Annotated in this window: 15 protein-coding genes; 9 read left to right on the top strand and 6 right to left on the bottom strand. The window is 72.7% G+C overall.

The window, feature by feature from the left end:
• Positions 1-235: 235 nt before the first annotated feature.
• Positions 236-1,873 carry a hypothetical protein gene (locus AC0HI0_RS17255; protein ID WP_480933392.1) on the bottom strand — a complete coding sequence of 546 codons (1,638 nt, stop codon included), beginning with the start codon at positions 1,871-1,873 and terminating at the stop codon, positions 236-238.
• Between the two features lie 343 nt (positions 1,874-2,216).
• Between AC0HI0_RS17255 and AC0HI0_RS17250 the strand changes: the two genes are divergently transcribed.
• The gene (locus tag AC0HI0_RS17250; protein WP_480933391.1) at positions 2,217-2,882 is read left to right on the top strand and encodes an LmbU family transcriptional regulator; all 666 of its coding nucleotides are present in this window, start codon (positions 2,217-2,219) and stop codon (positions 2,880-2,882) included.
• A 166-nt stretch (positions 2,883-3,048) separates the two neighbouring features.
• Here AC0HI0_RS17250 and AC0HI0_RS17245 read toward each other — a convergent pair whose 3' ends face one another.
• A complete protein-coding gene (locus AC0HI0_RS17245; protein WP_480933390.1) occupies positions 3,049-4,296 on the bottom strand; it encodes an MFS transporter in 1,248 nt (415 codons plus the stop codon).
• A complete protein-coding gene (locus AC0HI0_RS17240) occupies positions 4,293-5,612 on the bottom strand; it encodes an ATP-binding protein (RefSeq protein ID WP_480933389.1) in 1,320 nt (439 codons plus the stop codon). The genes AC0HI0_RS17245 and AC0HI0_RS17240 overlap by 4 nt, the downstream gene beginning before the upstream one ends.
• A 61-nt stretch (positions 5,613-5,673) precedes the next feature.
• Here AC0HI0_RS17240 and AC0HI0_RS17235 point away from each other — a divergent pair, with 61 nt between their 5' ends.
• Both AC0HI0_RS17235 and AC0HI0_RS17230 read left to right on the top strand, forming a co-directional pair.
• Positions 5,674-6,615 carry a hypothetical protein gene (locus AC0HI0_RS17235; RefSeq protein WP_480933388.1) on the top strand — a complete coding sequence of 314 codons (942 nt, stop codon included), beginning with the start codon at positions 5,674-5,676 and terminating at the stop codon, positions 6,613-6,615.
• Between the two features lie 23 nt (positions 6,616-6,638).
• Positions 6,639-7,469: a phytanoyl-CoA dioxygenase family protein gene (locus tag AC0HI0_RS17230; RefSeq protein WP_480933387.1), complete on the top strand. Its 831-nt coding sequence runs from the start codon at positions 6,639-6,641 to the stop codon at positions 7,467-7,469.
• A gap of 80 nt (positions 7,470-7,549) precedes the next feature.
• Here AC0HI0_RS17230 and AC0HI0_RS17225 read toward each other — a convergent pair whose 3' ends face one another.
• From AC0HI0_RS17225 to AC0HI0_RS17215, 3 genes are all read right to left on the bottom strand, one after another.
• Positions 7,550-8,206 (bottom strand): TfuA-like protein, encoded by a 657-nt coding sequence (locus AC0HI0_RS17225; RefSeq protein ID WP_480934315.1) that lies wholly within the window; start codon positions 8,204-8,206, stop codon positions 7,550-7,552.
• 24 nt (positions 8,207-8,230) lie between these two features.
• Positions 8,231-9,496 carry a YcaO-like family protein gene (locus AC0HI0_RS17220; RefSeq protein ID WP_480933386.1) on the bottom strand — a complete coding sequence of 422 codons (1,266 nt, stop codon included), beginning with the start codon at positions 9,494-9,496 and terminating at the stop codon, positions 8,231-8,233.
• A gap of 182 nt (positions 9,497-9,678) precedes the next feature.
• A complete protein-coding gene (locus tag AC0HI0_RS17215; protein WP_480933385.1) occupies positions 9,679-9,822 on the bottom strand; it encodes a hypothetical protein in 144 nt (47 codons plus the stop codon).
• Positions 9,823-10,238: 416 nt separating this feature from the next.
• Between AC0HI0_RS17215 and AC0HI0_RS17210 the strand changes: the two genes are divergently transcribed.
• Genes AC0HI0_RS17210 through AC0HI0_RS17185 form a run of 6 tightly spaced genes read left to right on the top strand, consistent with a single transcriptional unit; the run spans position 10,239 to position 16,629 of the window.
• Positions 10,239-11,666 (top strand): aldehyde dehydrogenase family protein, encoded by a 1,428-nt coding sequence (locus AC0HI0_RS17210; RefSeq protein ID WP_480933384.1) that lies wholly within the window; start codon positions 10,239-10,241, stop codon positions 11,664-11,666.
• 51 nt (positions 11,667-11,717) lie between these two features.
• Entirely contained in the window at positions 11,718-12,371 is a 654-nt protein-coding gene (locus tag AC0HI0_RS17205; RefSeq protein ID WP_480933383.1) for an RraA family protein, read from the top strand.
• Positions 12,368-13,180, top strand: coding sequence for an SDR family NAD(P)-dependent oxidoreductase (locus AC0HI0_RS17200; RefSeq protein WP_480933382.1), 813 nt, complete (start codon positions 12,368-12,370; stop codon positions 13,178-13,180). The genes AC0HI0_RS17205 and AC0HI0_RS17200 overlap by 4 nt, the downstream gene beginning before the upstream one ends.
• A complete protein-coding gene (locus AC0HI0_RS17195) occupies positions 13,177-14,160 on the top strand; it encodes an aldo/keto reductase (RefSeq protein ID WP_480933381.1) in 984 nt (327 codons plus the stop codon). The genes AC0HI0_RS17200 and AC0HI0_RS17195 overlap by 4 nt, the downstream gene beginning before the upstream one ends.
• A complete protein-coding gene (locus AC0HI0_RS17190) occupies positions 14,157-15,290 on the top strand; it encodes a Gfo/Idh/MocA family protein (RefSeq protein WP_480933380.1) in 1,134 nt (377 codons plus the stop codon). The genes AC0HI0_RS17195 and AC0HI0_RS17190 overlap by 4 nt, the downstream gene beginning before the upstream one ends.
• 34 nt (positions 15,291-15,324) lie before the next feature.
• Complete coding sequence (locus AC0HI0_RS17185; RefSeq protein ID WP_480933379.1) at positions 15,325-16,629, top strand: DUF4147 domain-containing protein; 1,305 nt, start codon at positions 15,325-15,327, stop codon at positions 16,627-16,629.
• The last annotated feature ends 98 nt before the right edge of the window (positions 16,630-16,727 follow it).

The following is a 16,727-nucleotide window of genomic DNA, read 5'->3' as shown; positions in this document are numbered from 1 at the left end:
GTCGCCGCTCGCGAACGAACCACCGCGCTCCGCGCCTCGGCCGCCTCGGCCGCCTCGGGAATCCGATACCGCGTCAGGTCGTGACGGTCGGCAGGTCGGGGCGGCCGGTGGCGTATCGGGTCGGCACCTGGTGTTCGCGAGGGGCGGCGGACAGGCGATAGGTGGTTGGCGTAGTCCTGGTGCCGGCAACCCGGTGCTGCCCCGACCTCGCGGCCCCGGGCCGCCACGCACCACGTCAGCAGCCCGGCACACCACCGCAGTTGTTCGGTTCGTTCCGGTCGAAGTACACGTTGGAGAGGCCGACCACCGACGCGCTCGACTCGACCTCGATGCCGCCGCCCATGCCCCGCTGCCCTGCGCCGCCGTCGGGCGTGTCGGGTGCGGGCGACCGGCCGCCCGGACCGCCGGCCCCGGTGGCGTTGTGCAGGAAGCTGTCGTTGAGCAGGCTCGCGGGGTTCGCCCGCGCGACGAAGAGGCCGCCGCCGTGACCGCCTCGCCCGCCGAACCCACCGAGGCCCTGGCCGGCCCCCGGCACGCCGTCGGCCCCGTCGCCGCCCCGGCCGCCGACGCCGGTCAGGTTGCCGTCGTACCGGCTGCTGATCGAGTCGAACGCCTTGAACAGGCCCTTCACCAGGACGACCCCGCCGCCGTCGCCGCCCTTCCCGCCGTCCGCGCCGTTGCCCGCCCTGCCCGTGGGCGATCCGCCGTCGCCGCCCCGTGCGCCGTCCCCGCCGTTGCCGGTCCGGTTGCCCGTCGTGGTCAGGTCGAGCACGTCGACGGAGCGCTGACCGGGCGTGCCGGGCCGGATCGCCACCGCGCCACCCGATCCGCCGTCGCCGCCCTTCGGCGCGTACTTGCCGTGCCGACCGCCGCCGGTGCCGCCCTTGCCCCCGTTGCCACTGCTGCCGCCGTCGCCGCCCCGACCCGCCGGGCCGCCGTCGCCGGTGACGTTCCCGGACGCCTGGCTGCCGTGGATCCGCACCTCGCTGTCGTTGACGTCGACCGCCCCGCCCGCCCCGCCGTTGCCGCCCGCGCCGAGGTCACCGCCGGCACCGCCCGGCCCGTTCGCGTTGTCGCCACCGCGACCACCCGCGCCACCCGGCCCACCGGCACCGGTCCGGTTGTTGTCGACGGAGGAGAGCAGCAGCTCGAACACCCCGGCGAAGTTCGCGATCGCGCCGCCACCGCCGCCCCAGCCGCCTTCACCGCCGGGCGCGCCCACCCGCGCGTCCGCCTCGACGGCGTCGTCCGTGCCGCGGTGCCCGTCGCCACCCCACCCGCCACGCCCGGTCACGTTGTCCTTCAACACCGATTTCGAGACTTGCAGCAGCGTGCCCGCGCTGAAGATCGCGCCGCCGAACCCGCCCTTGCCGCCGACGCCGTCCTGCGCGCCGGTCGCGCCGTCCCCGGTGCGGTTCCCGGCCAACGTGCTCCGACCGACCCGCAGCTCTCCGTCGTTGAGGATCGCGCCGCCGTCACCGCCGGACCTCCCCGGCGCGTCGCCGTCGCGCGTGTGCCCACCACTGATCGTGAGCCCTTCGAGCCCCAACCGCGCGCCCGCCGCCACCTGGAAGAACCGGAAGCGCGGCGCGGCCGGGTGGCGGGTGATCGTCGTCTCCGCGCCGACCAGCTCGACCTTCCCGGTCACGACCGGGAACCCGTTGTCCCCGATCGCCCCGTCGACCCGGTAGACGCACCTGCTCGCCAGCGACAACCGGACCTCGCCGGCGGCGGCGTTGGCGTTCCCGATCGCCTTGATCAGACTCGGCGTGTCACACGGGACGTGCACGTCCGGCACGGCCGCCGCCGACGGCACGACGGCCACGCCGATGGCCAACGTGAGCACCCCGACCAGGGAAACCTGCCGACGCATCAACACCCCTCTCGTCGGTCGTCGTCCCCAGTCTCGACCGGCCGATGATCCACCACGACCGCGAAACGGTCGAAACCTGTTGCGCCTCAACAGAAATTCGATTCCACCTGGAACCTGCGACCAGCCGGGCCCGAGAAGACGCCTCGCCACACCGGCGAGGACGACCGCGCACCCGGTGCGGTCGAACCGCTTCGTGCCGCGCCGGGAAGGTCGACGGTCCGGCGTGGTGCCGCGTTCGAATGTCTGTGCGAGTAGTGCACCGATCTTCTGCGGGTAGGGCCATGTGGATGAATGTCTCCTGCCGACCTCACACCAGGCCGGTGACGACGTTCAAGGGGGTGCGATGGACGCGGGGACGCAGGCTCGTGATCTGACCAGGACGCCGCAGCATCGGCGGAACGTCCGGCCACCCGGTGCGCGAGCCGGCACCGGGCAGGGGATCACGACGACGGCGGTGGGGCTGGAGTTCCCGGCCCAGGTCTCGTTCGAGGCGTGGCAGGTGGTGGGGCAGCGGATCACGCGCGTGGTCAGCGCGTCCGCGTGGCACCTGGGCGACTGGCTGGTCTACGGGCGGACGCGGTACGCGGACCGGTACCAGCGGGCGATCGAGGCCGTCGACCTCGACTACCAGACGCTGCGCAACTACGCGTGGGTGGCGCGGGCGTTCGAGCAGTCGCGCCGGCGGGTCCGGCTGAGCTTCCACCACCACCTGGAGGTGGCGTCCCTGCCGCCCGAGGAGCAGGACCGCTGGCTCGACCTCGCCGAGCACTCCGGGTGGTCGCGCAACCGGTTGCGCATGAGCCTGCGGGAGAGCCGCACGCCCTCTTCCCGGCCCTCCGACTCGCACCTGCTGCGGATGAGCGTGCCGCAGCAGGCCATCGAGCGGTGGAAAGAGGCGGCGGGCGGGGCGGAGGTCGACTTCGAGGCGTGGGTGATCCGCGCGCTGGACGCCGCGGCCGGGCTCACCCCGAGCCGCGACAGCGCCGAGACCGACTCGGCGGGGAACTGACCGCAGCGGCAGCGGGGACCGGTCGTCCACGACCGTCTTGCCGGCGAGACGCGAGGCCCGTGCGCACCGCTCACCGTCTCGCCGGCAAGACCACCGCACCCGCGCGGATCTCGGTGCGCATCCCGGACGCGCACGACCGGCCCGCTGCCGTCGGTGGCGGGCCGCGTCACCGGCCAGGGCCGGGCGGGTCCTCCGGGAGGTCTGCCAGGCGGTGCAGTCCCCGCAGCGGCCCCAGCAGCCAGCCGACCGCGGCCACCCCACCCACCGCCGAGACCCAGAGGGTGGCCCGGAGCCCGATCAGCTCGCCCAGCGCACCGCCTGCCGCGGCACCGATCGGCAGCACACCCCAGGTGACGAAGCGGATCGATGCGTTCACCCGGCCCATCAGCCGGTCTTCGAGCACCTGCTGCCGGATGCTGATCTGCCCGACGTTGTACACCTGACCGCCGTACCCGCACCCCAGCGCGCCCAAGGCCGGCAGCAAGAGGCCCGCGCCCGGTCCGGCGAGCGCGACGAGCGCCATCATCGGCTGGCAGACGAGGAGCACCACCCACATCGCGCGCAGCTCCCCGAACGTCCGGAACCACCACGTCGCGGTGAGCGACCCGACCACGCCGCCGATGCCGAACAGGGAGATCAGCCCGCCCGCCCACAGCGGCGTCAGCCCCAACTCGCGCGCCAGGAACAACGCCAGCACCGTCATCGCCACGTTGCGGAAGAACGTGAACGTGGCGCTGCACGCCAACGTCGGGCGCAGCAGGCGGTCGGTGAAGACGTACCGGACGCCCTCCCGGATCTCCGCACCCAACCGCGACGACCTGCCGGCGGCGGGGTGGGCCTCTTCGGTGCGGATCAGCGAAAGCACCCCGGACGAGCCGAAGAAGGCGATCACGCCGGCGAGGATCGCGTTCATGCTCCCGATCAGTTGTGCGAGCGCGCCGCTCACCGCGTGCCCCGACGAGTTCGCCAGGGCCTGCACGGAGTAGATCTTCGCGTTGTACCGGACCAGGTTCTGCCTGCCGACCAGGCTCGGGAGGTAGGCGGGGGCCGCGACGTCGTAGACGACGGTCAGCACGCCGACGGCGGTCGTGGCCACCAGCAGCAGGGTGAAGTCCAGCCAACCGAGGGTGGACGCGACCAGGAGGCCGAGCAGGAGCGCGGCGCGCACCAGCCCGGCGGTCTGCATGAGCCCGCGTCGGCGCGTCCGGTCCACCAAAGCGCCGATGGGCAGGCCCAGCACGAGGAAGGCCAGCGTGCCGGCCGCGTTCAACATCCCCATCTGCCAGGACGTGCTGTCCAGCACGAAGACCGCGATCAGCGGGATCGTGCCCAGTTGCAGCGCGGATCCTGTCTTGTCCAGCGCGTTCCCGGTCCACAGCAGGCGGAAGTCGCGGTCGGACGGGGTCGTGGTCATGCCAGTCGGTCCTCTCCAGCCGGGCCGCGTGCGGCGCGGCTCGTGCTCCGATCCGGGGTCAGGTGGTCCACGCTTCCGTATGGCACCAGCCGATACGGTTCGCGGGCCAGTCGGACGGCGGCGCGCAGGACGGCCGGGACGGCGAACCGGGCGTCGTCGAGCAGCGCCGTGGAGGCGATGTCCAGGACCGGCCGCCGCCGGTAGCTCTCGTAGTACGAACGCAGGTAGGCCGACACGCGGGGAACGGGGTTGTCCGGCCGGTGGTCCGTCCGCCTGAGCGCGCCGAGGAACTTGGCGAAGGCGATGAGGTCCTCGGGCAGCGACAGGCCGACCATCCCGGCGGGCACCGTCGGCGCGGTGGTCGGCGCGGCGGCGGGCGCGGTGGTGCCGTCGAAGCAGGCGAGGAACACCTCGCCGAAGTCGACGCCCGCCCGCGCGCAGATCCGGGTGAGGATGCGGGCGTTCTGCCCGAGGCGCGGGTTCACCTCGATGAGGACGTCCTCCCCGGTCCTCGCGGACGACTTCATCTGGACCCCCACAGGTCCGCGCAGCCCGACCGAGCGGAGGAACGACAGCAACCGGTCCGAGCCGGGTGGCGGCTCGGTGGTGACCACGCAGCAGGAGTGCGAGGGTCCCGCGTACCGCAGCTTCCGCAGCCAGATCTGCCGCAGAACCCGCCCGTCGCGGTCGAGGAACGCGGTCAGCGACGGTTCCGAGCCGCCGGGAACGTACTCGTGCAGCGCGACATCGGTGCCCTGCGCCCGGATCTCCGCCACCGCGGCGTCGAGTCCGTCCGGGTCGTCGGCCAGCCGGACACCCAGCGCACCCGAGGAGAACTCGCCCTTCACCACCACCGGGTAGCCGAACGGGTTGACCTCGGCCGCGCGGCGGTCGAGCCCGGCCGGCAGCCGCACGAACGAGGGCACCGGCACCCGGTGCGCGCGTGCCATCCCCAACACCCCGGTCTTGCTCGACACCCCGCGCACGGCCTCGAAATCGGAGCAGCACAGCTCGACCCCGCACTCCGCGAACCGCGCCCGGAAGGGCGACAGCGCCAGCATCTCCCGTTCCTTGACGGGGACCACGTGGCTGATCCCGCGTCGTCGGGCCAGGCCCAGCACCGAGTCGGCGTACCGCTCGGCGTGCCGTGAGGACACGACCGGTTCGCAGAAGTCGACGTGCCTGGAACGCCGCACGGGCCGCGGGTCGCCGGGTTCCACCGCCACACCCACCACCTCGGCGTGCCGCCGCAGGGCCCTGACCACGACGTAAGCCCCGATGTTGGCTCCGAGCACGAGTACCCGACGTTGACTCACGTGATCACTCCTTGTTGGTCACCGGGTCGGCCGAGAATGGCTGCCGGGTTAATTTGGAGGTATGCGCAGACCGTTGGTGCTCACTGATGAGGAAATCGCCCGCGTGCCCATGGCCTCGATCGTGGAAGCCACCCGGGAGGTATTGCTCGCACACGGGCGCGGCGAATTGACCGCGCCGGCGCGGATCAGCGCGGAATTGGCTCGCGGTGCCCTGGTCCTGACCGCCGGGCAACTCGACGGGAAATGGTTCGGTTACCGCGGCTACGAAACGTCGACCGACGCCGACCAGGTCGTCGTCGTGCACGACGACCGGGGTTCGGTCATCGGGATCACCGTCGGCGTCGAGACCGGGGTCCGCCGCACGGGGGCGATCGGCGCCATCGCCGCCGACCTGCTCGCGCCGCCCGGGTCGCCGGTCGTCGCCCTCATCGGCTCCGGTCCGCAGGCGTGGGCGCAGATCTCCGCGTTGAGCACGCTGCGGTCGATCTCCGAGGTGCGCGTGAGCAGCCCGAACCCGCTGCACCGGGAAGCGCTGGCCGAGCGGGTCCGCCGGGAACTCGGTCTCGTCGCCACCGCGCTCCCGGACAACCGGTCGGCCGCGACGGGGGCGGACATCGCCGTCCTGGCGACCGACAGCCGCGTCCCGGTGGTCGAACCGGAGTGGCTGGCGGCCTGTTCGCACATTACGACACTGGGTCCGAAAACAACAGCGGGAAGTGAACTGCCGATTGAGGTGCTCGACCGCGCTTCGACGGTCGTGTGCGATTCGCTCACCCAGTTGAAAGCCTACGAACCCCCGCACATCGGTGCATTGCTCCCGGTGCTGGAACTCGGTACCGTGCTGGCCGGAGCGGCTGTTCCGCGCGCCGCCCCCGGACCGTCGGTGTTCCTCTCGACCGGTCTGTCCGGGACCGAGGTGGCCATTGCCGCGCAATTGTTGACGCTGCTCTCCGGTGCTGATCCGCGATCGGTCGGACACGCGGGGTCGCCGGGGTGGAGCTGATCCACGAGAATCGGGGTTCCGGTATGGCTCTTGACACGAACGTCGAACAATTCCACCGGGACGGCTACACCGTCGTACCCGGGGTCCTCGACGCCGAGGAGGTCGCCACCCTGCGCGCGGTGTGCGGCGAGCTGCTCACGGCGGAGGGCAAGGAGGAGATGCTCCCGCAGGTGTTCCTGGAGACGCCTCGACTGGCCGCTCTGCCGTTCCGCGACGAGGTCGCCGCCGCGCTCAGGGCGCTGCTCGGCGAAGGCTGTCGCGTCTACCCCAACCTCACGGTGCGCAAGGACCTCTACACGGGTTGGCACCTCGACGGGGCGTTCATCGGCGCGGGCAAGGAGTACGTCTGGGCCGACGGGTTCGCGCACGTGCAGGGGGCGGTCTACCTCCAGGCGAACGAGGAGGAGACCGGTGGGGGCCTGGACGTCGTGCCGGGGTCGCACCGGTCCGCGCTGGACGGTTACGGGCGCGTCGACGTCTCGGTCCCGTCGGTGATCGAGAAGGTGTTCGCGCGCCACCGGCCGCACCGGATCAGGAGCGCGCCCGGCGACCTGGTGCTCTGGGACGCCCGCCTGCTGCACGCGAGCACCGTGCCGGCCAGGTCGGGCTCCGAGACGGGGCAGGAGGCCGTGCCGACCAAGTTCGGCGTCTTCTTCAGCGCCGGGCGCGACGACCCCTACGAGATCAACCGCTACCTGTCGTACCTGGTGTCCAGGCGCGTCCGGCGCAGCGGTGGCGGCGTGGTGCTCGAACCGCGCCACGCCGCCGTGCTCGACGTCCGCTTCCCGGACTCCTACCCGGCCTGGCTTCGGGAGAGGATGGCGGGGGTCGGCGTCGGGGCCGCCACCTTCTGACGGCGAAACCCCCACCTCCGGTCCCGGTCCTGTCCGTTGTGGACGGAGCGGGTCGAGGTGGGGGTTCGGCGGGCGTCGCCTCAGTCCGCGGCGGCGTACCGGGGGAACCGGGCGGCGATGGCGGCCAGCAACTCCTCCGCGTCCTCGCGCTTGGCGTCCGGCGCGTCCTCGGCGAAGAACCGGCGCAGCCGGCCGCACACCTCGGCGTCGAACTCCCGCACCAGCAGGCTCAGCACGTTCGACACCGTCCGGTCCGGGAAGTACAGCTTCTTCGCGATGTGCAGGAAACGGCCCGCGACAGGTTCCCCGATCACCCCCGTGCGCACGGCGGCCGCTATGGCGAAACGCAGGTTCACCATCGGTTCCGACAGCGGTCGATGATTCGTCGGGTCGTAGACGATGGCCACTTCGTCATCCGCGTCCAGCCGGCCCGAGTGGTATTCCTCGAAGACCCGGCCGATGCCGATCATGCCGTACCGGGCGCATTCCGCGGCGCGCAGCGCGCCCATGCTGGACGACCCGAGCACGGTGACGCCGCGGTCGATGGCCCGCAGCACCTCTTTGGGCGATATCGACAGGCTCTGCAAGAAAGCGCCGTCGATGATGCCTATCACCTCGGGCGGGTCGGGTGCGTCGAGCACCGCGTCCAGGTCGCCCCGGCGGATCGGCGGGTGGAACCGGGCGGCCAGCCGGGCGGGGCCGGCGCCGACAGGCAGGCTGGGCCCCACGAAAACCACAGCGGACAAGATCCACGCCTCCTTTCACCGGGCCGGAGCGGACAGCGACCCGGTCCGCTCCAGGTAGGATTCCAACGCGCGGTTCCAGGCGGCCGAGGCGCGCGGGCCGAGTTTGGACCGGTCCGATCCCCACGACTCCAGTCCGGGCACGAGAACGCGTGCGGCGGACACCGGCAGGTCTGCGGGGGAGATGTCCACCGCGATCACCCGGGACATCCCGCCGGATTTCACGCGGTCCACCAGGAAACGGATGTCGTCGGCGATGTCGTCGGCCGGCCGGGAATCCAGGTCGGCCAACGCGACCGTCTTCCCGGAGCGCCACGGCCAGGAATCCGGGTCGACCGTGGACACCCGCCGCCCGAACAGCCGGTGGTCCGGCACGTCGGCGTCCGCCTGGTCGAAGTCCTCGCGCATGGCCTGGATGTCGACCGCGCGGCTCTGCGCGCATTCGGTGATGGCCCGGATCAGCGCGACCTCGGCATCCGGACCGGTGCCCATCCCGGCGTGCACCTTCGAGATGCCCGGATCGCCGTCCTCGCGCGATGCCGCGAGGATCGTGGGCACGCCGAGGTCGGACGCGATCGAGCGCAGCCGCAGCTCGATCCCGGCAGCCTGGAACAGCGCGACCATGCGGCGTGCGTCGGGCGGGAGCGACCCGGGGTCGATCTCGGGGTGCATGTCCTGCAGGAACGCGACCCGGTCGGCGGGTTGGGCGGGGCAGGAGATGCCGTTGAGCAGCACGTACGGCAGGCGGCTGGCCTGGAGTTCGGCCAGCGTCAGGGCATCGCGCTCGACGAGTTCGGCCAGGGCGTGGCAGACGGCTTCCTCGACGTTGTTCCCGGACGCGAGGCCGTTCGCGGTGACCAGGCGGTAGCAGCGCGGCACCCCCGGTTCACGGCCGAACGACACCGCGCTGTGCGGGACCAGGACCACCTCGTCGGCGACGAGGTCGTGGCCCTCCACCCACTGGACCGCGACGTCGTCCCGGTACCCGGGCTCCAGTTCGAGGGCCAGGTCGGCCGGTCGCAGCACGGCGGTCCGCCCGCGGCTCAGGTTCGCGTACGAATCGGTGACCGCCACCGGCAGCGGCAGCCTGCCGATGTGGCGCTCGAACGCCTCCATCACCGCCGAGGTCTTGGAGTCGATCGCGGTCGGGCCTTTTCCGCTGTACACCGAGATGGAGTTCTCGGCACGCGGCACGATGGCGTTGTAGACCGGTATGCCGATGCGGTCCAGGCCGGTGATGTCCGCTACCCGAGTGATACCGACGCGCTCGAAGTACGGCCGCACGCGCTCGAACGTCGCAGCGGCCGGGTATTCCCGATGAGTGCCGTGTCCATTCACCTTGGGCACTCGATCCCGAAGTCTCACACTGGCCACCTCCGGCCGGAACTGGGTCGGACTGATGTGCCGCCGGGTGCCGTCGCGAACGACGGCACCCGACGTGAACCGATTACCGCCGACGGCGGGTCTTACCAGCCGACGATCCCGTCGTTCTGCTCCGGGTTGGCACCGAACGCGATGAACATCTCACCGCTGCCCAGGCCGACCTCGACCTCCAGCAGTTCGCCGAGCCGAGCGGCGGTCAGGTCCTGGATGTCCTCGAAACCGGTCATTTTTCCTCCATGGTCGTCCATCGGATATGCGCTCGATCGAGCGGCAGCGACCCAGCGGGGTGGGAGAGGAATTGCCGAAGAGAGCCGGAAAGCCGGAACACGTGCCGGGCTTTCCGATTGGACCCATTGTCCCGTGGGTCGCCTTCATCGTGGCACGGCCGCTTCCGGAGCGTCAAGCGCGAAGTGGCGGGCGATCTCGTGCGACGAAACCTTGCCGGTTTCGGCGACGAACGGTAATGGCCGCTCCGGTCGGACGGGAGGTTGCCGAAATCGCGTGGGTCCGAGACGATCGGATAAGCGCGTGGCCCGGTGGTCCGCGTATTCGCATCTCCCGATGCCCGGGGCGCACCGTAGTGCACAACGCGGCCCCACGCACGTCGTGCGGAAGCTTTCCCAGAGACAGAGGCGGTGGCCTGGTGCGGTACTTGGCGAACCTGATCGGTGGGCGGCGGTTGACCGGCACCCCCGGCGAGACCGTTGTCGACGCCCCCGACGGCGCTCCTCTCTACGTGCTCCCGCAACCGGAGGCGGCGGTGGTCGACGCGGCGGTGGAGGTCGCCGCCGCCGGGTTGCGCCACTGGCGGCGGGTCGAGGTCCGGCGACGCGTGGCGCTGCTGGACGAGGCGGCCCGGCTGCTGGTGGCGCGCGCCGGGCAGCTCGCCCCGATGATCACCTTGGAGACCGGCAAACCGTTGCGGGAGGCCGAGCGCGAGGTTCGAGCGGCGGCGCGCGTGCTGTCCACGTTCGCCGTGGAGGTCGCCGGCGTCCCGTCCCGGGTCGTGGCGGACCACTCGGCCGGGGTGTGGGGGTTCGAGGTCGCCGAGCCTCTCGGCGTCGCGGCCCTCGTCACGCCGTGGAACCTCCCCCTGCAACTGGCCGCGCTCAAGGTCGGGGCCGCCCTCGCCGCCGGGTGCTCGTTCGTGCTCAAGCCGTCCCCGCTGGCCGCGGCCGCCGGGCAGGCGCTGGTGGAGGTGCTGTGGGAGGCCGGGATGCCGCCGGAGGTCGGCTCGGTGCTGCACGGCGGCGCGGAGACGGCCCGGCAGCTCGCCGCGCACCCCGGGGTGTCGGTGGTGTCGTTCACCGGCAGCACCGAAGCCGGCCGCGACCTGATGGAGGCCGCCGCGCGGGGACCGACGCGGTGCGTCCTGGAACTGGGCGGCAAGAGCGCCAACATCGTGCTCGACGACGCCGACTGCGACCGGGCGGTGGCCGGCCTGGTGGCGGGGTTCGTGCGCAACCAGGGTGCGGTCTGCACCTCGGGTAGCCGGATCCTGGTGCAGCAGAAGGTCTACGAGCAGGTCGTGGAGAAGGTGGCGGCCGCTGTGGAACGCCTGGTGGTGGGCGACCCGTTCACCGACGTCGACCTGGGCGCGATCCGCTCCCGGCAGCACCACGACACGTTGCTGGAGGAGCTGCGCGCCGCCGGTGCGGACGGTGCCGTGCTCTGCGCGGGCGGCGAGGAGGTCGCCGTGCCCACCCGGTCCGGCGCGTTCCTGCGGCCCGCACTGGTCACCGACGTGAGCCGGCACAGCGCCATGTGGCGCAGGGAGCTGTTCGGGCCGATCGCCGTGGTGATGCCGTTCGCGGACGACGAGGAAGCGGCGCAGTTGGCGAACGACTCCGAGTACGGCTTGGCCGCCGGTCTGTGGTCGAACAACGTCGAGCGCCTGGAGCGGCTGTGGAGCGCGCTGGACGTCGGCACCGTGTACGTCAACTCGTACCACCGCATCGACAGCATCCCGTTGGCGGCGGGCGGGCGCGGCGGATCCGGCTTCGGCAGCGAGGGCGGCGCGAACGGGATCAGGGAGTTCATGTCGATCAAGAGCGTGCACTTCGCACGGTGAGCCTACCGAGGGGGATTCGACAACGTGGAACCGTATGCGTCCGGTGGTCTCGTGGTCACCGCTATCGACCGGCCCGACCCGGAAGTCGTCGCGGAGTTCGAGGACTTCTACACCGGCATCGTCCTGGACGCGCTGGGCAAGCACGGCGCGATGCACGTGGACATCGGGCCGCTCTCGCCCGGCATGAGGTTCTGCGGCCCGGCGGTCACCGCGCTCGGGCCGGACCTCACCGTCCGTCGCGTGGCCATCGACCTGGCCCGGCCCGGGGACGTGCTCGTGGTCGCCGCGGGCGGGGTGCGCGACTACGCGTGCTTCGGCGACGGCACGGCCCGGCGGATGACGACCAAACCGCTGGCGGGCGCGGTCATCGACGGGTGCACCCGGGACGCGGCGGGCATCCGGGCGCTCGGGTTCCCGACCTTCTGCCGGGGCGTCACGGCGCGCAACTACCACTACCCGGCCGGGGGCGACCACGGCGCGGTCAACGTGCCGGTCGTCTGCGGTGGGGTCCTCGTGACGCCCGGCGACCTGCTGATCGGCGACGACGACGGCGTCGTGGTCGTGCCGCGGGCGCGTGTCGCGCAAGTGCGGGACGCCGTGGCGGCCAAGCTGGCCGCCGAGCGGGCCGAGCGCGGCTCGTGGACCTCCTACCCGCCGTTCGACCTGGCGGGGGAGCTGGAACGACGCGGGTACCGGTTCGCATGAGCACCACCCGGTACCCGGACCTGGACGGCAAGGTGGCGCTGGTGACCGGTGCCGCCGGCGGCGGTTGCGGCACCGGCGTCGCGCTGGAGCTGGCCGCGCGGGGCGCGACCGTCGTGGTGAACGGCCTGCCGCGGCACCGCGCGGCCCTGGCCCGGCTCGTCGGGCGCGCCGACCGCCTGCAGGCGGCGGAAGCCGACGTCTCCGACGAGTCCGCAGTGGACCGACTGGTGCGCGACGTCGTGGACCGCCACGGCAGCCTGGACATCGTCGTGCACAACGCGGCGGCGTCGTTGCCCCGCACGCCCGTCGCCGACCTCGCCACCGCCGCGTGGCGCGCCGACCTGGGGGTCGTCCTCGACGCGGCGTTCTTCCTCAGCCGGGCGGCCTCGCCGCACCTGCGCCACGCGGGCTGGGGACGGCTGGTCTTCATCTCGTCGAGCAGCGCGTTCCGCGGGGCCAGGGGCCGCAGCGCCGCCTACAGCGCCGCGAAGGCCGGCCTGCACGGGCTGGTGGCGCACCTGGCGCTCGAACTCGGGCCGCACGGTGTCACCGCGAACGCGGTGGCGCCGAGCCAGGTCGACACCGACCGGGTCCGCCGGGGCGGGCGGCGGGACGAGGACTCGCTGCGGCGCTACGCCGCGACGGTCCCGGCGGGCCGGGCCGGCTCGCCGTCCGACGTGGCCGCGCTGGTCGCGTTCCTGGCGTCACCGGCCAGCGGCTACCTCACCGGCCAGGTCCTGCGGTTGGACGGCGGTTCGTCGCTGGCCGCACCCGACACCGAACCCCTTCCACGGGAGGACGCACGATGAACGACCACGCGGCGCACCGCCGCAGGTTCGGCAGGGTCGAGCGCCCCGTCGGCGCGCTCGGACTCGGCACCTACCACCTGACCTCCGACCGACGTGTCCCGCACCAGGAGGCCGTCGACGTGGTCCGGCACGCGGTGCGGTCCGGTGTCACCACCATCGACACCGCGCCCATGTACGGACTCGGCGAGGCCGAGCAGATCGTCGGTGAGGCGCTGGCCGGCGTCGACCACGACGGACTGGTCCTGATCGACAAGGTCGGCCGGTTCGAGAAGAGCATCGTGGCGCGGTTCGGCGAGGACGCCTACCGGGACCGCGCGGCGATCCGGGCGCAGTTCGAGCACTCGCTGCGGCTGCTCGGGATCAGCCGGCTGCCCCTGCTGCTGATCCACGAGACCGACTGGTCGGAGTGGTGGGACGACATCGACGCACCCAGCGGTCCGGTGATCGACGTGGTGGCGGAGCTGAAGGAGGAGGGGCTGGTCGAGTCGATCGGGCTGTCCGTGCGCAAACCGGGCGTCGCCGCCGGGCTCTGCCGGTCCGGCCTGTTCGACGCGATGCTCTACGTCCACTACTACAACGTGGTCTGGCAGGAGGCGGCGGACGAGGTGCTGCCGGCCGCGACGCAACACGACATGGGCGTCGCCATCGGCGCGCCCTACCGCCAGGGCTTGCTGACCTCGCTGGACCCGGAGCTGCCCGACCGCCTGCGGGCGCAACGGCGCGACTCGGTGCCGCCGGGCGTCGTGGAGCGCATCGCCCGCGCGCAGCGCATCGCTCGGGAGGCGGGGATGTCCATGCCGGAGATGGGACTGCGCTGGCTGCTCGGCGACGACCGGGTCCACACGGTCGTGGTCGGCCCCAGGTCGGTTCCCGAACTCGCGGAGAACCTGGAGTGGGCCGAGCGCGGTCCGCTGGAGGAGTCCCTGCGCGCGCAACTCGCCGAGCTGCGGGACATCGAGCACGGGAGGTGGCCGCGGTGACCGCGAAGCGCAGGCGGGTGGCGGTGATCGGCCGCACCGGCGCCGGTGGCTACGGTCACCAGCTCGACCTCGCCTTCACCGCCGACCCGCGAGCCGAGGTGGTGGCGGTGGCGGACCCCGACGACGACGGCCGGCGAGCGTGCCAGGAGCGGACCGGGGCGCCGCGCGGCTACGCGGACCACCACGAGATGCTGGCGCTCGAACGACCCGACGTCGTGGTGGTCGCGCCCCGGCACGCCGACTGCCACGAGGAGATGGTGCTCGCCGCGATCGCCGCCGGCGCGCACGTGTACTGCGAGAAACCGATCGCGCGGACCCTGGCCGAGGCGGACCGGATGGTCGCCGCGGCCCGTGACGCCGGGGTCCTGCTCGGCACCGCGCTGCCGGCGGCGCACGAACCCCGATTCCGCCTCGTCCTGCGGATGCTGGAGCAGGGTGCGATAGGCGAGTTGCAGCACCTGCGCGCGCTGTGCAAGTGGGACCACCGGGGCGGGGGACAGGACTTCCTCATCCTCGGCGTGCACTTCGCCGATCTGATGCGCCGCTTGGCGTCCGATCCGCTGTCGTGCTTCGCACGCGTGACCGAAGGGGGCCGGGGTGTCACCGCCGCCGACGCCCGCCCCGGCGAGGAGGGCGGCGGCCTGGTCGCCGGCGACCGGATCTGGGCGGCGTACTCCTTCCCCGGAGGGCTCGTCGGCACGATCGAGTCCTGGCGGTGCCACGTGGAGGAGCGCGACCGCCAGCCGTACCGGCTCGAACTGCACGGCAGCAAGGGAATCCTGGTGTTGCGGGCGCCTTACGCCGACCACTCGGTGTGGCTCTGCGAGGACCCCGCCTTCCTCCCCGGCCGCTCGCAGTGGCAGCGGGTCGGGACCGAGCCCGTCGCGTCCTACGGCGACTACCACCGGTTCGCGGCGGCGGACTTCCTCGACGCCGTCGAGGAGGGGCGCGAGCCGTTGTGCTCCGGGGCGGACGGGACGGCGGCGCTGGAGATGATCCACGCCGCCTACGCGTCGCAGCTCGCGGGACAGGCCGTGCCGCTCCCACTGCGCCGGCGCGACCACCCGCTCGCGGTGCGGGCCGACTCCGGTCCGGCGGATCTGTCCGTTGTGGACACCCAGCCCAGGTGACGGTCGAGTGCGGACTTCCGTGCGAGGGGGACGAGTGCGGACAACGGAGCAGGGGCACGTGGTGCGCGACCACGCCGAGGACATCGCGGTGGCGTGCCTCCCGGCGGTGCGGGCCGACGCCCTCGTCACGTCGGCGCTGACGGGCCCGGCAGGCGCGCCGATCCGCGCCGCCGAGGCGGTGCACGTGGTGGCGGTGGGCAAGGCGGCCGGGGAGATGGCGCGGTCGGTGCGCGACTTCGCGGGCCGGCGGTTCGCCGGCGGGGTCGTCGTGTCGGCCCGGAGCGGGTCGGAGGTGCCCGGCTGCCGAAACCTGGTCGGCGACCACCCGGTGCCGGGGCCGGCGAGCCTCGCCGCCGGTCGAGCGGTGCGGGAGTACCTGGTGGGGCGCGACCTCGGCGCACGTGAGCGGGTTGTCTTCGCGGTGTCCGGCGGTGCCTCGGCGCTGGTCGCGGCTCCTGCGGCACCGGTGTCCCCGGCGGACCTGGCGGACCTGCACGAGCGGCTCGTGCTCTCCGGGCTGGACGTCACCCGGGTCAACCAGGTGCGGGCGGCGGCATCGAGCCTGCACGGCGGTGCGGTCCTCTCCCTGCTCGGTGACGCGCGGTGGACCGGGCTGATCCTGTGCGACAACGTCCAGGTCGGTGCCGCCGCCGTCGGCTCCGGCCTGACCCGGCCCGACTTCTTCGACGCGGCGCAGGCGTCGGCGACCTTGGCCGAGGCCGGCCTGCCCGCGGAGTTGGAGGGCAGGGTGCGGGCGGCGATCCGGTCGCGGCGACGCCCGAGCCGGCCGGATGCCCGGTCCGCCAACGTCGTGGTCGGCGGACCGGAGACCGCGCTGGAAGCGTGCGTGGCGCGAGCGGTGGAAGCCGGGTACGAGTGCGTGTCCCTCGGTTCGCGGGTGCAGGGCACCGCCGCCGGGTTCGCGCAACGGCTGGGCGGGCTCCTGAGGGACCACCGCCGCCGGAGGCCGGGTGTCCCGCTGTGCGTGGTCGGCACCGGCGAGGTGACCGTGCGCGTGCGGGGAGGCGGCCGGGGAGGCCGGTGCCAGGAACTGGCCTTCGCGATGTCCGAGCAGTTGCGCGGGTTGGCCCCGTCCGGTTTCGTCGCGCTGGCCACCGACGGGCAGGACTACCTGCCCGGGACGATGGGTGCCTGGGTCACCGACGAGACCCACCGGGACCTGCGCGACCTCGGCTACCGGTGGGCGGACGTGCTGGCCGAGAACGACACGCACCGGCCGCTGTCCGACCTGGGCCAGTGCATCCCGGCCGTGCCGACCGGCTCGAACGTGTGCGACGTCTACGTCGCTTGTCTCGATGTACCCATTCGGGCGTCATGAGCATCACTGCGTTTCCCGCCGAAGTGGGTACCGGTGGTGTCGCCGGCGCGGGAGAATGCCTTTGTTCAACCTGGAATTCGCACGCGACGCGGCGGTGT

The sequence above is a fragment of the Saccharothrix sp. NBAS 001 genome, from assembly GCF_056640475.1.
Note: the sequence above shows the minus strand (reverse complement) of the source record. Positions and strands in the feature narration are given on the sequence as shown.